10 protein-coding genes are annotated in these 14649 nt (G+C 60.0%); 6 read left to right on the top strand and 4 right to left on the bottom strand.

Translation table 11 applies throughout. The annotated features are described in order from the left end of the window. Positions 1 to 36: 36 nt before the first annotated feature. Positions 37 to 2733, bottom strand: coding sequence for a pyruvate dehydrogenase (acetyl-transferring), homodimeric type (gene aceE / locus RC54_RS06950; protein WP_061789033.1), 2697 nt, complete (start codon positions 2731 to 2733; stop codon positions 37 to 39). A gap of 537 nt (positions 2734 to 3270) precedes the next feature. Next, on the bottom strand, positions 3271 to 4866 hold the full coding sequence (gene gshA, locus RC54_RS06945; RefSeq protein WP_061789032.1) for a glutamate--cysteine ligase: 1596 nt from the start codon (positions 4864 to 4866) through the stop codon (positions 3271 to 3273). Positions 4867 to 5159: 293 nt separating this feature from the next. Between gshA and folD the strand changes: the two genes are divergently transcribed. Continuing rightward, positions 5160 to 6005: a bifunctional methylenetetrahydrofolate dehydrogenase/methenyltetrahydrofolate cyclohydrolase FolD gene (folD, locus tag RC54_RS06940; protein WP_061789031.1), complete on the top strand. Its 846-nt coding sequence runs from the start codon at positions 5160 to 5162 to the stop codon at positions 6003 to 6005. A gap of 69 nt (positions 6006 to 6074) precedes the next feature. After that, positions 6075 to 8150 (top strand): M3 family metallopeptidase, encoded by a 2076-nt coding sequence (locus RC54_RS06935; protein WP_061789030.1) that lies wholly within the window; start codon positions 6075 to 6077, stop codon positions 8148 to 8150. 155 nt (positions 8151 to 8305) lie between these two features. Here RC54_RS06935 and RC54_RS06930 read toward each other — a convergent pair whose 3' ends face one another. Further along, complete coding sequence (locus RC54_RS06930; RefSeq protein ID WP_244216454.1) at positions 8306 to 9100, bottom strand: hypothetical protein; 795 nt, start codon at positions 9098 to 9100, stop codon at positions 8306 to 8308. Positions 9101 to 9103: 3 nt separating this feature from the next. Next, the gene (locus RC54_RS06925) at positions 9104 to 10105 is read right to left on the bottom strand and encodes a DUF2515 family protein (RefSeq protein WP_061789029.1); all 1002 of its coding nucleotides are present in this window, start codon (positions 10103 to 10105) and stop codon (positions 9104 to 9106) included. A gap of 371 nt (positions 10106 to 10476) precedes the next feature. Here RC54_RS06925 and RC54_RS06920 point away from each other — a divergent pair, with 371 nt between their 5' ends. The 4 genes from RC54_RS06920 to lpxO all read left to right on the top strand — a co-directional run bounded on the left by RC54_RS06920 (position 10477) and on the right by lpxO (position 14107). Further along, positions 10477 to 10896: a DNA polymerase III subunit chi gene (locus RC54_RS06920; RefSeq protein WP_058894720.1), complete on the top strand. Its 420-nt coding sequence runs from the start codon at positions 10477 to 10479 to the stop codon at positions 10894 to 10896. 25 nt (positions 10897 to 10921) lie between these two features. Continuing rightward, positions 10922 to 11350, top strand: coding sequence for a hypothetical protein (locus RC54_RS06915; protein ID WP_058894719.1), 429 nt, complete (start codon positions 10922 to 10924; stop codon positions 11348 to 11350). A 194-nt stretch (positions 11351 to 11544) separates the two neighbouring features. Further along, positions 11545 to 12855 (top strand): D-amino acid dehydrogenase, encoded by a 1311-nt coding sequence (locus RC54_RS06910; RefSeq protein WP_061789028.1) that lies wholly within the window; start codon positions 11545 to 11547, stop codon positions 12853 to 12855. Positions 12856 to 13207: 352 nt separating this feature from the next. After that, positions 13208 to 14107, top strand: a complete 900-nt coding sequence (gene lpxO, locus RC54_RS06905) for a lipid A hydroxylase LpxO (protein WP_017454032.1) — start codon at positions 13208 to 13210, stop codon at positions 14105 to 14107. The last annotated feature ends 542 nt before the right edge of the window (positions 14108 to 14649 follow it).

Here is a 14649-nt window from a genome sequence, read left to right as displayed (position 1 = left end):
AGCAGGCTGAGGCGGGGATGGTCGGTCAGGCAGTCCTTACAGGGTCACCGGGTTGGGCTTGTTGGGATCGATGCCGTACTTGGCGATGGCTTGCGCCACCACTTCCGGCTTGATCTTGCCTTCATCGGCCAGCGACTTGAGCGCAGCCACGGTCACGAAGTAGCGGTTCACTTCGAAGAACTCACGCAGCTTGGCGCGGGTATCCGAACGGCCGAAACCGTCGGTGCCCAGCACCTTGTAGGAACGGCCCTTGGGCACGAAGGCACGGACCTGCTCGGCGTAGGTGCGCATGTAGTCGGTGGAAACCACGATGGGACCTTCGCTGCCTTCCAGCGATTGCTCGAAGTAGCTCTTCTTCGGGGCCTCGGCCGGGTGCAGCATGTTCCAGCGTTCCACGTCCTGGCCATCGCGGGCCAGCAGGGTGAAGGACGGTGCGGACCAGACGTCGGCGTCGACCTTCCAGTCTTCGCGCAGCAGGTCGGCCGCAGCGATGACTTCACGCAGGATGGTGCCCGAACCCAGCAGTTGCACGCGCAGCTGGTTTTGCTTGCCGCCTTCGTTCAACAGATACAGGCCCTTGACGATGCCCTCTTCCTGGCCCGGCTTGATGCCCGGATGGCCATAGTTCTCGTTCATCACGGTGATGTAGTAGAACACGTCTTCCTGGTTGGCCACCATGCGGCGCAGGCCGTCATGGATGATCACGGCGACTTCGTGGGCGAAGGTCGGGTCGTAGGGAATGCAGTTCGGAATGGCCGAAGCGAACACATGGCTGTGACCGTCTTCGTGCTGCAGGCCTTCACCGTTCAGGGTGGTACGGCCAGCGGTGCCGCCGATCAGGAAACCGCGGGCGCGCATGTCACCCGCTGCCCAGGCCAGGTCGCCGATACGCTGCAGACCGAACATGGAGTAATAGGTGTAGAACGGAATCATCACGCGGTTGTTGGTCGAGTACGAGGTCGCCGCAGCGATCCACGAGCTCATGCCACCGGCTTCGTTGATGCCTTCCTGCAGGATCTGGCCGGCCTTGTCTTCGCGGTAGTACATCACCTGGTCCTTGTCGACCGGTTCGTACAGCTGGCCCACCTGACTGAAGATACCGATCTGGCGGAACAGGCCTTCCATACCGAAGGTACGGGATTCATCGACCATGATGGGCACCACGCGCGGGCCCAGGTTGGGGTCGCGCAGCAGTGCGGTCAGCACGCGCGAATAAGCAGCGGTAGTGGAGATCTCACGGCCTTCGGCAGTGGGTTCCAGCATGGCCTGGAAGGCCGACAGTTCCGGCACCGGCAGCTTTTCGTCGGCGTGCACGCGGCGTTGCGGCAGGTAGCCGCCCAAGGCCTTGCGGCGCTCGTGCAGGTATTGCATTTCCGGCGCGTCGTCAGCGGGCTTGAAGAACGGGATGTTCGGCAGTTCAGCGTCCGAGATCGGCAACTGGAAGCGGTCGCGCATGGCGCGGATGGCTTCGTCGTCCAGTTTCTTGGTGTTGTGCGCGGTGTTGCGCGCTTCGCCGGCCTTGCCGAAGCCATAGCCCTTGATGGACTTGGCCAGGATCACGGTGGGCTGGTCCTTGGATTCCTGCGCGACCTTGAAGGCCGCATAGATCTTGTGCGGGTCGTGGCCGCCACGGGTCAGGCGCCAGATGTCGTCATCCGACATCTTGGAGACCATCTCCAGCAACTTGGGATGCTTGCCGAAGAAGTGCTTGCGCACGTAGGCGCCATCCTTGGCCTTGTAGTTCTGGTACTCGCCATCGACGGTTTCCATCATCACCTTCTGCAGGATGCCGTCCTTGTCCTTGGCCAGCAGCTCGTCCCAGCCGCTGCCCCAGATGACCTTGACCACGTTCCAGCCGGCACCGCGGAAATCGGACTCCAGCTCCTGGATGATCTTGCCGTTGCCGCGCACCGGACCGTCCAGGCGCTGCAGGTTGCAGTTGACCACGATGACCAGGTTGTTCAGCTTTTCACGGCCGGCCATGCCGATGGCGCCCATCGATTCCGGTTCGTCCATTTCACCGTCGCCGCAGAAGGCCCAGACCTTGCGGTTGTCGGTCTTGGCGATGCCGCGGGCGTGCAGGTACTTCAGGAAGCGTGCCTGGTAGATCGCCATCAAGGGGCCCAGGCCCATCGAGACGGTCGGGAACTGCCAGAATTCCGGCATCAGCTTGGGGTGCGGGTAGGACGACAGACCGTGGCCATCGGCTTCGCGGCGGAAGTGGATCAACTGGTCTTCGGTCAGGCGGCCTTCCAGGAAGGCGCGCGCGTAGATGCCGGGCGAGGAGTGGCCCTGGATGTACAGCAGGTCGCCGCCGTGGTCTTCGGTCGGGGCGTGCCAGAAGTGGTTGAAGCCGATGCCCAGCATGTTGGCCAGCGAGGCGAAGGAAGACAGGTGGCCGCCCAGGTCGCCATCCACGCGGTTGGCCTTGACCACCATGGCCATGGCATTCCAGCGCATCCAGGAGCGCAGGCGCTCTTCATATTCCAGGTTGCCCGGGCAGTGCTCGCCCTGGTCAGCGGGAATGGTGTTGACGTAGGCGGTGTTGCTGGAGAAGGGGATATGGGCACCACGACGGCGCGCCAGATCGACCATGCGTTCCATCAGGTAGTGGGCGCGATCCGGGCCTTCCTTTTCGATCACTGCTTCGAGGGCGTCGAGCCACTCCTGGGTTTCCATCACATCGGGATCGTTGGCGGCCTGCGCCAGAACTTGATCGATTTGGGCTGACATGTCATGTCTCCTGGTTGTTGAGAGATCCGTCCGGTCGGGTGGACCAGCGGGTCGGTCGGTTCATTCGGTACGCAATGCCGCCGGCAGATGATGCAGGAAAAGCCGTCATGTGTTGCCTGTGCCACAACCCTTCCCGGCCCGTGGGGCAAGGCTTTGGGGGCGCAGCAGGCTTAAATGTACGGTGTTCCAGCCGTGTGGACGACGAATTTTATCAGGGAATTTTTGATTTTCAAATTACGATAATCAATTTCATAATGTGAAAATATGCTGCAAAGCGGCATGGATAGCGGCTTCCAGGGCCTCGTATTTTTACTATATCGGCTTGTGGGCGCGGTTTTCTTGCCCTGTTTGCAATGCGACAAAGGCCTGCTGGAGCGCCTGAAACAGCATTTTTTGCTTGCTAAAAATGAACAATAAAAATTGCCAATCCAGCAACGACGGGAATTTCCGCCCGACCAGCAAAAACGCCTCGTCCAGGGACGAGGCGTTGCTTGTTGGCTATCTGTTCAGCTATTGCCTTATATAAATGAAGGCGGATTAGATGGCGATATTGCCCAGAGTACTGGCGCGGTAAGCCGCGACGAAGGTATCAAAGTCACCTTCCTGGGTGCGTTCAATGTCGCGCTGGGCTGCCAGCGAAGCCTGGGCGATGGCGTCGAATTCGGCGCTGCGCTCCGCGGCCAGTGGTCGGGCCAGCAATTTTTCGGCCTGGCGCTGGCTATTGGCCAGGGTGTAGCCGGGGAAGGAATTACCGGCGGCACGGATTTCGCGCAGTACGCGCGCTGACGGAGTCGTGTCGGGATCGGCCAGCTTGCCGCGCTGCACGGCCAGGCTGTCGCGATGTTGGCTGCCACCCAGATGGCGGTCCAGCAGCTCGGCCACCGGTGCCATGCGGTCCAGCAATTGATTGCCCCAGTCGGTCAGCACAATGGACTCGCCCTTGCAGTGCAGTTGCAGCCCCGGACGGCGGCCTTCCTTGACGGTGGCCAGGAAGTTGGCACGGTTTTCCGCGCCCTCCTCGTCCGAGGTCAGGCAGCTAGCCTCCAGCGCCAGGAAGTGCAGGAATACGTCCAGGAAGCGCGCTGCCTCCAGGCCGATACCCAGCGGATTGAAGGGGTCGATATCCATGCAGCGCACTTCCACGTATTGCACGCCGCGTGCGGACAGGGCTTGCACCGGGCGCTCGCCGCTATTGATGACGCGCTTGGGACGGATCGAGGAGTAGAACTCGTTTTCGATCTGCAGGATGTTGGTATTGATCTGCACCCATTGGCCATCGCGCTTGGTGCCGATGGCTTCATACGGCGGATAGGGCTGGCTGACCGCGTGCGAGAGGCTGCGGATGTAGGCCGGCAGGTTGTTGTAGTGCGGGGTGATGTTGGCCTGGGCGTGGTTCTGGTAACCCAGGTCGCTCATGCGCAGGCTGGTGCCGTAGGGTAGATAGAGCGTGTCCTCGGACAGCGTTTCCAGCTGGTGCGGGCGGCCGCGCAGGAAATTGGTGGCCACGGCCGGCGAAGCGCCGAACAGATACATCAGCAGCCAGCTATAGCGGCGGAAATTGCGGATCAGGGCAATGTAGCGCTCGGACTGGTAATCACGACGCGACAGCGAGGGATCAACGGTATCGTCTTCGTCGCGCAGGACTTCCCACAAATCTTCACTCAGGGAGAAGTTGTAGTGAATACCGGCGATACATTGCATGGTGCGCCCATAGCGCAGCGCCAGGCCGCGGCGGTAGACATGCTTCAACATGCCGATATGGGAATTGCCGTACCAAGCCAGCGGAATCTGGTCTTCCTCCGGCAGTACGCAGGGCATGGAGGCATTCCACAGGAACTCCCCCGCCAGCCGCGGATAGGCGAAGCGGTGGATCTCATCGAGACGCTGCAAGGCGTCGGCGATGTCGGGCATAGCCGGGGTGATGAATTCCAGCAGCGCTTCGGAGTAATCGGTGGTGATCAGTTCATTGGTCAGCGCCGAGCCCAGGGCCGCCGGATGCGGCGTTTGCGCCAGTTGCCCTTGTCGGTCGACCCGCAGCGTCTCTCGTTCCACGCCGCGCAGGCCCTGGCCCAGCAGCGCAAGATGCTGCGGCTGGGAAAGCTGTTGCAGGCGGCGGGTCAGGAGATCGGTCATGCGGTAATCCTTGTATCTTTACAAAATCTATCAGGGGCTGGGATGCTTGGTTGCGGGAGCATAACCGAAATTGCAAATCCCCGTCGTGCGCTGCCCCAAAAGCCGATATGAAGGAAAGTGCAGTACAAAATATTTTCAATCCAGCAATATCGCCTTGCTGCCCCACATGTCGTCGGTCCCCTCGCCTGGCTTTATAATCACGGGTTCTGGCGCCTTGCGCCCTTCAGTGGCCCCGGCCTGCCCGGCGCCTTCCTCCCAGCCCAGCCCTTATCCTTATATTTGCCTTATCTGCCATGTCTGCCCAACTGATCGACGGAAACCTGCTCTCCCAACAACTGCGCGCCGAGGTCGCCCAGCGCGCCGCCGCCCTCACCGCCCAAGGCAAGCAACCCGGCCTGGCCGTGATCCTGGTGGGCGACAGCCCGGCTTCCCAGGTCTATGTGCGCAACAAGGTCAAGGCCTGCCAGGACAATGGCCTTCACTCCGTTCTTGAGAAATATGAAGCCTCGATGACGGAAGCCGAGCTGCTGGCCCGCATCGACGCCCTCAACGGCGATCCCAAGATCAACGGCATCCTGGTGCAACTGCCGTTGCCGGCCCACATCGACGCCCACAAGGTGATCGAAGCCATCGCCCCGGAAAAGGACGTGGACGGCTTCCACGTCAGCAACGCCGGCCTGTTGATGACCGGCCAGCCGCTGTTCCGCCCCTGCACGCCCTATGGCGTGATGAAGATGCTGGAATCGATCGATTACCCGGTGCGCGGCGCCAATGCCGTGGTGGTCGGGGCATCGAACATCGTCGGCAAGCCGCAGGCGATGTTGCTCTTGCAAGCCGGCGCCACCGTCACTATCTGTAACTCCAAGACCCGTGACCTTGGCCACCACACCCGCCAGGCCGACATCCTGGTGGTCGCTACCGGCAAGCGCAATATCGTCACCGCCGACATGGTCAAGCCTGGCGCAGTCGTCATCGATGTCGGCATGAACCGCGATGACAATGGCAAGCTGTGCGGCGACGTCGATTTCGCCAACGCAAAGGAAGTCGCCGGCTGGATCACCCCGGTGCCGGGTGGCGTGGGTCCGATGACCATCACCATGCTGCTGGTCAACACCATCGAAGCCGCCGAACGCAACTGATCGGCACGCCCTTAGCGCAATACCCTCCGGCAGCTTGGCTGCCGGATGTTTTCAGAGAAACGAGAGCCCATGACCACCACCGACATCGCCGCCAATCCCCTGCTCGATTTCTCGGGCTATGCCCAGTTCGACGCGATCAAGCCCGAACACGTCACCCCGGCGCTGGACAAGCTGCTGGCCGACGCCAGCCGTCTGGTGACCGAACTGGAAGCGCCGATGACCGAGGTCACCTGGGACAATTTCGTCGAGCCGCTGGAGTCGGCCACCGAAAAGCTGGGCCGCGCCTGGAGCGTAGTCGGCCACTTGAATGCGGTGATGGACACCCCGGCCCTGCGCGCCACCTACAACGAAAACCAGCCGCGCCTGGTGGAATTCTGGACCGCGCTGGGTCAGAACCTGGCGCTGTTCGAGAAATACAAGGCCTTGCAGGCCAGCCCGGCCTTCGCCAGCCTGTCGGCGGCGCGCCGCAAGGTAGTGGACAATGCCGTGCGTGACTTCCGCCTGTCCGGCGCCGAACTGCCGGAAGAGAAGAAGGAACGCTTCGCCGAGATCCAGGAAAAGCAGGCCATGCTGACCACACGTTTCTCCGAGAACGTGCTGGATGCGACCAATGATTTCGGCCTGTTCGTGGAAGACGAAGCCGAACTATCGGGGCTTCCGGCCGATGTGAAGCAAGCTGCACGTGCCGCCGCCGAGAAGGACGGCAAGCCCGGCTACAAGTTCACCCTGCACTTCCCCTCTTATTTCCCGGTTCTGCAATATGCAGATAATCGCGCACTGCGCGAGCAGATCTACCGCGCCAACGCCACCAAGGCGTCCGAACTCGGCGCCAAGCCGGAATGGGACAACAGCGCCAACATCGACCAGATCCTGCAACTGCGCAAGGAAGAAGCACAACTGCTGGGCTATGCCAACTTCGCCGAAGTCTCGCTGGTGGCCAAGATGGCCAAGTCGCCCAGCGAAGTGATCGCCTTCCTGGAAGACCTGGGCCAGCGCGCCCGCCCCTTCGGCCAGAAAGATTATGAAGAACTGAAGACCTTCGCCCGCGAAAAGCTGGGCCTGGACGAACTGAAGGCCTGGGACAGCACCTATGCCTCCGAAAAGCTGCGCGAACAGCGCTATGCCTTCTCGGAACAGGAAGTGAAGCAATATTTCCCCGAACCCAAGGTGGTCGGCGGCCTGTTCCAGGTGGCGCAGCAACTGTTCGGCGTGCAGATCAAGCCCGACACCGCCCCGGTGTGGCACAAGGATGTGAAGTTCTTCCGCATCGAGCGCGACGGCCAACTGGTCGGCCAGTTCTATCTCGACCTGTACGCTCGCTCCGGCAAGCGTGGCGGCGCCTGGATGGATGACGCCCGCGCCCGCCGCCTGACCGCGCAAGGCGTGCAAACCCCGATCGCCTATCTGATCTGCAATTTCACCGAACCTGCCGTGGTCGATGGCGTGACCAAGCCGGCCCTGTTCACCCATGATGAAGTCATCACCCTGTTCCACGAATTCGGCCACGGCCTGCATCACATGTTGACGCAAGTCGATGAAGTAGGCGTATCGGGCATTTCCGGCGTGGAGTGGGATGCGGTGGAACTGCCCTCGCAGTTCATGGAAAACTTCTGCTGGGAATGGGACGTGCTGCAGCAGCTGACCACCCACGCCGAGACGGGCGAGCCGCTGCCGCGTGCGCTGTACGACAAGATGATCGCCGCCAAGAACTTCCAGTCCGGCCTGCAGATGCTGCGCCAGGTGGAGTTTTCGCTGTTCGACATGCTGATCCACCATGAATATGAAGTCGGTGGCCAGCAGACCGTGCAGCAACTGCTCGACAGCGTGCGCGACCGCATCGCCGTGATCCGCCCGCCGGAATTCAACCGCTTCCAGCACTCCTTCTCGCACATCTTCGCGGGTGGTTACGCGGCGGGCTACTACAGCTACAAGTGGGCCGAAGTGCTGTCGGCAGATGCCTACAGCGCCTTCGAAGAGGCGGCTGCCACCAGTGGCAATGTGATCTCGCTGGAAACCGGCCGCCGCTTCCAGCAGGAAATCCTGGCCGTGGGCGGTTCACGTCCGGCGATCGAGTCCTTCAAGGCGTTCCGTGGTCGGGAGCCGAGTATTGATGCGCTGTTGCGGCATAGTGGGATGGCGGCATAAGCCTCTGGTCTGCTTGCCCGCCAAGGATGGCCCGCCTGCGTGCGGGCCTTTTTTCATCCAGGCGCTCAATGGCCAGCAGATTGTGGTGCGCCTGGAGCCGGCCTAGAGCTGGGGAACGCGCGGATCGACATATCCTTCATCAATGCTCGCCCCCTTCAAACGCCACTCCTTTTCCGCTTGCTGCCGTTGCGCCTGCAACGTCTTGAGGGTGGCGGGAAGCAGCTCTTTCCAGCGATCCCGCTCCTGGGGGGCACGTAGGTGCGGAAATGCTGGTTTTCACTCATCAACGTATAGGTCAGCAGATAAGCGCCCGGCTTGTCAGGATCGCGCAGACTGGCTTCCCTCTTGAAGGCGACAGAGAGGTAGGCGTGGTCAGCGTAAAAGGTCCACCTGGAAAGATCTTCCAATTGCATCCATTCGGCCAGGGTAGGCTCGTAGTCCGGGTCCAAGCTGCTGGCAGAGGAGCTCTTGAGCACGTATTCGAGCCGTTGCCTGCCCCGTATGCGCGGATCATCGCGATCAATGAAGGGGGTCCAGCCAGCCTTGCGAATACCCTGCAACAGGGCAAAGAACTTCTGGCGCGCCTCATCATGACCGATCAGGTCAGGGCCAGTGATACCGGCGAATATCTCGTATTGCACCACTCCCTCCGCCGGCGCGCGGGATTCCTCCACACCTTGCAGGCCCAGCACATAGGGGATGGTGAACTGGAATTTCCCAGGCTGGATCGTCACGGATCCCGGCGACTGCTGCGTCCATTGCGCGGTGTAAAAATTGATGCCCGGCCCCTGCTTGACGACCTTGATTTGATCACCGTGCTCACGTAGCAGTTTTTCGGGAGAGACATTGATGGAAACGGCAAGAGAAGACATGGGAACGTGTTCCTGATGAGATGGGCTGCAAGCCGAAAGCAAGACGACGAAAAACGCGCGGACGAAGATTGATTTCATTTGTCAGAAAGGCTGCATATAGGCAGGCTCGATCTCCAGTCCGTCATCGGACAAGTTGACCCAATCCGCGATGGCATGTAGCTCCTTTTCCATATAAGCGGTCTGCGTCTGCATGAGATGATGAAACTTGCTTGCTGCGGCAGAAATCCAGAACATCCGGCTCTTCAGGTTTTCCAGGACAGTGTCGTCAGGCGCGACCGATTTGAGCAAGACATTTTTGGTATCGCAAGCGTGGTTGAAAACCAGTTGTAGATCAGGACTGGCCCACTGAATGAGCATCCAACGCTGCCGTCGAACCCACTTGGAGAAATCAGGATCCTCGTAAATCAGCGGCTGCAGTATCACACCCTGTTCATGGTCGGCAATGGCCAGCAAATTGGCCATCTGAATTGGCGGCCGTTTGGAGACATTCTTCTGCCCCTCGAACTCACTCGTCTTCTGGAATGCGACTTTGATGTAAGCGCAATCGCTCATGTTCTTAATCTTGGGAAGCGCTTCATCTTTCCACGGGTAGAAATTCATCTGTTCCTGCACGGGCTGCAAATACTTTGCTGCGTTGCGCTGATTGATGCACAAATCGAAGCTCTGCCGGTACTTGTTGTAGTAATAGTGCCAACCACTGATGTCATAAAAGAGCCAAAGATTACCCTTGCCCAGGCCCTGAAAGACTGTTTGCAGCATCTCTACCCTCAGCATGTCAAGCGAACAGGCCACTGTCTTGCTGGCGAACGCACCCAATGCCATCCAATAGTGACGACCTTTGAAGTCGAGATTACCGCCATCTTCGGTTTCCAGATAAAACCGCGCATAGGTCGCTGCGATCCGCTTGGCCCGCGTACTGTAGGCCTGCAAGATTTTCCCACTCCCCTTCCCCTTCTGTTCACACAGACGGATGGTGCTGAATTGTTGCACGATGGACCACATATCATTGCAATCGCAGGCCACTTCCGTGAAGGATTTTTCCGTCGTGTTGGTTGGTGCTACCGTCTTGACCAGGTCACCCATTTGAGAAGCCTTTTAATATGGTGTGCGCGCTCCCGAACCGAAGATGCATGATGAGAGCGCAGTTCGCTGCGGCCCTGTCAGGGCCACATCGGCGGCATTTTCCTTATACACATGCATCGCATTCTAGGCAGGCCGGCGATCTGCGACAGACCGCTGCAGTAAAGAAAAGTTCTTAAAATATGAGAGAGCTGGTGCAGCGCAGTCATGACCGCGCCAGGCTTTTGTTTGTCGCCTACAGATGGTATGCGACAGCGCCAGCCACTACCGCCGGCAGAATGCAACGTTCAGATGGATGACAGCCTGCCCTGGTAAAGGGCTTTCTTTATCCCCTCCCAATGGCACACCGCAGCACGACCCACTATACTGACGGGATGACCCGAATCGACTTCCACAGCAACGTCCCGCAAAAGATCGCCTACGTCTGCCGCCTGGTGCGCAAGGCGCGCTCCGCGGGCGCCAGCATCGTGCTGCGCGCGCGCGACCGTGCCGAACTGCAGCAACTGGACCAGGCGCTCTGGAGCTTTTCCGAGCAGGATTTCCTGCCGCACGTGATGGCCGGCGACCCGCTGGCCGCGCAGACGCCCATCATCCTGACCGCCGACGACAACACCGAACTACCGCACCACCAGATCCTCATCAATCTGGGCAGCGACACGCCAGCGCACTTCGCCCGCTTTGAACGCCTGCTGGAAATCATTTCCGCCGACGACGCCGACAAGGCCGCCGGCCGTGACCGCTACCGCTTCTACAAGGAACGCGGCTATCCCCTCTCGCATCACGTGGCCGCCTGAGCCCGCCCCCCTGTCAGGTATTGCCATGAATCAAGACGATCACTCCATTCCCCTGCTGACCGAAGTCATCCCGCTGGCCCCGGCTGCACCAGACTACGCCGCCCCCGCCCAGCCCGGCGCCTTCCATCTGCAACCCGCAGCGGCCAGCTATCAGGCGCCAGCCGCAGCAGCGCCGATCCTGGCCGCCGTTCCCACGCCCCTGCCGGTCACGCCGGCCGCCGAGCAATATCGCCAATGGGAACAGGAAATCCGCGAAAACGTCCTGCAAAGCCTGCTGGAACGCGTCGATACCGTGCTGCACCAACACCTGCAAGACCAGATGGCGCTGGCGCTGGACCATCTTTCCGATATGGTGATGCAGCGCGTCAAGGAAGGATTGCGCGATGCGCTGGCCGAAACGGTGGAGCGCGCGGTGGCCGAAGAGATGGCGCGCTTCGCATCTTCAAAAAAGTAAATCAAGGCTGAATTTTCTTTTTCTTTTGAATAAAAAGTAGAAAATCCTCTTTTTATTCATAAAAATTTCGCCCAGCATTGATTACATCGGCAATCACGCTTTTCTTACAATGCTTGCATTGTTCGCATTTCTTTTCAGCGATGCGAACGTCTTAACAACCATCCAGCAAGTTCATGCAAAACCGGGAGAGCAAGATGAAAGTGATCGTATTGGGCGCAGGCATTATCGGAACCGCTTCCGCCTGGTTCCTCAAGAAGCAGGGTTACGACGTCACCGTCATCGAACGCCAGCCCGGAGCCGCGCAGGAAACCAGCTTCGCCAACGGCTGCCAGATCTCGGTGTCGCACGCCGAACCCTGGGCCAATCCGGCCGCCCCGATGAAGGTCTTGAAGTGGCTGGGCAAGGAAGATGCCCCGCTGCTCTATCGCTTCCGCCCCGAGTGGCTGCAATGGAAGTGGGCCCTGGCCTTCCTGCGCGAATGCACCGCCGCCCGCACCGATGAAAACATCCGCAACATCGTGGCCCTGTGCGAATACAGCCGCCAGACCCTGCAAGCCGTGCGCGCCGAAACCGGCATCCAGTACGACCACCTGACCCGCGGCATCCTGCACTTCTATACTGAAGAAAAGGAATTCCAGGATTCCCTGCCGGCCGCCAAGTTGATGCGCGACCTCGGTTGCCCGCGTGAATCCATCGGCGCCGATGAAGTGGTGCGCATCGAACCGGCGCTGGCCTCGATCCGCAACAAGATCGTCGGCGGCGACTTCACCGCCACCGATGAATCGGGCGATGTCTTCAAGCTCACCACGGGCCTGGCCAAGAAGAGCGAGGAAGCCGGTGTCGAATTCCGCTATTCCACCACCATCACCCGCCTCATCACCGAAGGTACCGGTGCGGCCGCCCGCGTGACCGGCGTAGAGATCATCAACCCTGATGGCCGCCATGAAGTGCTCAAGGCCGATACCTTCGTGGTCGCCATGGGCAGCTTCTCGCAGCAACTGGTCAAGCCGCTGGGCATCGATCTGCTGCTCTACCCTGGCAAGGGCTATTCGGCCACCTACCAGATCACCAACCCCGACGCCGCCCCCACCGTCTCGCTCACCGACGATGGCTACAAGCTGGTGGTCTCGCGCCTGGGCGACCGCCTGCGCGTAGCCGGCACCTGCGAGTTGAACGGCTACACCCGCGAACTGAACACCACCCGCTGCGAAGCCATCACCCGCCGCACCCGTGAGTTGTTCCCGGATGGCTGCGATTACGAGAACCCGACCTACTGGACCGGCCTGCGTCCGCTGACGCCCTCCAACGTGCCGTATGTGGGCAAGACCAAGTTCGCCAACCTCTACCTCAACACCGGCCACGGTACCCTGGGCTGGACCATGGGTTGCGGTTCGGGCCGGGCCATTGCCGAGATCGTCGCCGGTCACGTGCCGGAAATCGATTTTGCCTTCACCGGCCTGCCGCGCTGGAACCGTGCGCGCCAAGTGGTGACCCAGGCGGCTTGAGCGTTGTTCTTCACCTCCCCAGAAGGACCGGAATTCCCGGTCCTTTTTTTTGCCCGTTTGATCTGGGTCAGCGCAGCCCCTATTGCAAGAAGATTCACATAGGGCAATACCCACCGCTTACAAACGCTGACACCCCCTTGGTGTAGAATCCCCGCTTGCTCTGCGTTGCCGGCAGCTTGCCAGGGCTGCGCAGCCACCGGGAATCCAAGCTCATCATCACGCATCTTGCGCCTTACGGCTGCCTTTGCCTGATATCAGCATTGATCTCTCCGGCCTCACCCTCATATGGACGAATATCCGTCCCGGCCTTTTGCTTCATATAAAAAGGCCAGCAACATCAAAGGATCCTGCAATGAAGTGGGCTATTGTCTTCATATATCTGTTTTCCATCCTCTTCATCCACTTCCGTGGCCGCGTGCGTCTGCCCTTCCTGCGGCAGTTCTTCGACCATTCGTCGATCATGTCGCCCATCAACCTGTTCATGTACGCCTTCTCGCGCGTACCGGCCGTGCCCTACCCGGCGGTCAAGGAGTTCCAGGACCTGGCCATCATCGACCAGAACTGGGAAGTGATCCGCGATGAAGCCGTGGCCCTGCGCGAGATGGCCAAGATCAAGGCCGCAGAAAAGAATGATGATGCCGGCTTCAACTCCTTCTTCAAGGCCGGCTGGAAGCGCTTCTATCTGAAGTGGTACAACGCCAGCCACCCCTCGGCTGAAAAGTTCTGCCCCAAGACGGTCGAGATCCTCAAACGCATTCCCAGCGTCAAGGCCGCCATGTTTGCTGAACTGGCCCCGGGCGGCACCCTCAATCGCCACCGCGATCCCTTTGCCGGTTCGCTGCGCTACCATCTGGGCCTGGTCACTCCCAACGATGATCGCTGCTTCATCGAAGTCGATGGCCAGCGCTATAGCTGGCGCGATGGCCAGAGCGTGGTGTTCGATGAGACCTTCATCCACTGGGCGCAGAACGGCACCGAGACGAACCGTATCATCCTCTTCTGCGACGTCGAGCGTCCGCTGCGCTATCGCTGGGCCGAAGCCATCAATGGTTTCCTGGGGCGCACCATGATGACCGCGGCGTCCTCGCCCAATGAAACCGGCGACCAGACCGGACGCGTCAACAAGCTGTTCCGCTTCGTCTGGCTGGCCGGCCAGTATCGCCGCCGCTTCAAGAACTGGAACAAGACGGTCTACAAGATCACCAAGTTCAGTCTCATCATCGCCGTGGCCCTGCTGATCATCTACGCTTGATCCGCATGACCGGTGGGCCAAGGCGGAAATACGCAATAAACTGCAAATGATATAGATAGAATTCGCCGGCCTCGGGACCGGCGATTTTTATAAGTAAATGGCCCATAGACCGTGGGCCATTTCCCATCCAGGGAGATCGTCGGGGCACGGCTGAATAAAGCGGATATGCGCGTCAAAGCCGCTACACGCCTGGATTACCGAGCGCACTTATAGCCAGGCAGCATGAAGACAGTCAAAATTTCAGCAAACTCGAGCATAAGTAAAAATCACGCAAGACTTAAAATTTCCACATGGAAACTAAAGTCAAGTTTTCGGCAGGGAAATGCAGAAACTGCTTCATTACAATGCTTGCCGCCTGTAAAATCCTTTTGCTTCCGTGCTAGCTTGATGGGGTCAATCTTGCATCCGGGCAGTCTAGGGGTGGCTGTACGACCTGACGTACGCCTGACTGCGTGCCGGCCACGGGCCAGGTACTCGTTCATGGCAGGTGCGCCGCACCCATGCCCGGCGCCAAGGGGCAAGCAAAGCCGAGTACCGACATA

Source organism: Herbaspirillum rubrisubalbicans, assembly GCF_003719195.1.
GTDB lineage: Bacteria > Pseudomonadota > Gammaproteobacteria > Burkholderiales > Burkholderiaceae_D > Herbaspirillum > Herbaspirillum rubrisubalbicans.
Note: the sequence above shows the minus strand (reverse complement) of the source record. Positions and strands in the feature narration are given on the sequence as shown.

Coding starts and splice junctions, on each gene's coding strand:
- aceE (WP_061789033.1), bottom strand. CDS start 2,733: ATGTCAGCCCAAATCGATCAAGTTCTGGCGCAGGCCGCCAACGATCCC.
- gshA (WP_061789032.1), bottom strand. CDS start 4,866: ATGACCGATCTCCTGACCCGCCGCCTGCAACAGCTTTCCCAGCCGCAG.
- folD (WP_061789031.1), top strand. CDS start 5,160: ATGTCTGCCCAACTGATCGACGGAAACCTGCTCTCCCAACAACTGCGC.
- RC54_RS06935 (WP_061789030.1), top strand. CDS start 6,075: ATGACCACCACCGACATCGCCGCCAATCCCCTGCTCGATTTCTCGGGC.
- RC54_RS06930 (WP_244216454.1), bottom strand. CDS start 9,100: ATGAAATCAATCTTCGTCCGCGCGTTTTTCGTCGTCTTGCTTTCGGCT.
- RC54_RS06925 (WP_061789029.1), bottom strand. CDS start 10,105: ATGGGTGACCTGGTCAAGACGGTAGCACCAACCAACACGACGGAAAAA.
- RC54_RS06920 (WP_058894720.1), top strand. CDS start 10,477: ATGACCCGAATCGACTTCCACAGCAACGTCCCGCAAAAGATCGCCTAC.
- RC54_RS06915 (WP_058894719.1), top strand. CDS start 10,922: ATGAATCAAGACGATCACTCCATTCCCCTGCTGACCGAAGTCATCCCG.
- RC54_RS06910 (WP_061789028.1), top strand. CDS start 11,545: ATGAAAGTGATCGTATTGGGCGCAGGCATTATCGGAACCGCTTCCGCC.
- lpxO (WP_017454032.1), top strand. CDS start 13,208: ATGAAGTGGGCTATTGTCTTCATATATCTGTTTTCCATCCTCTTCATC.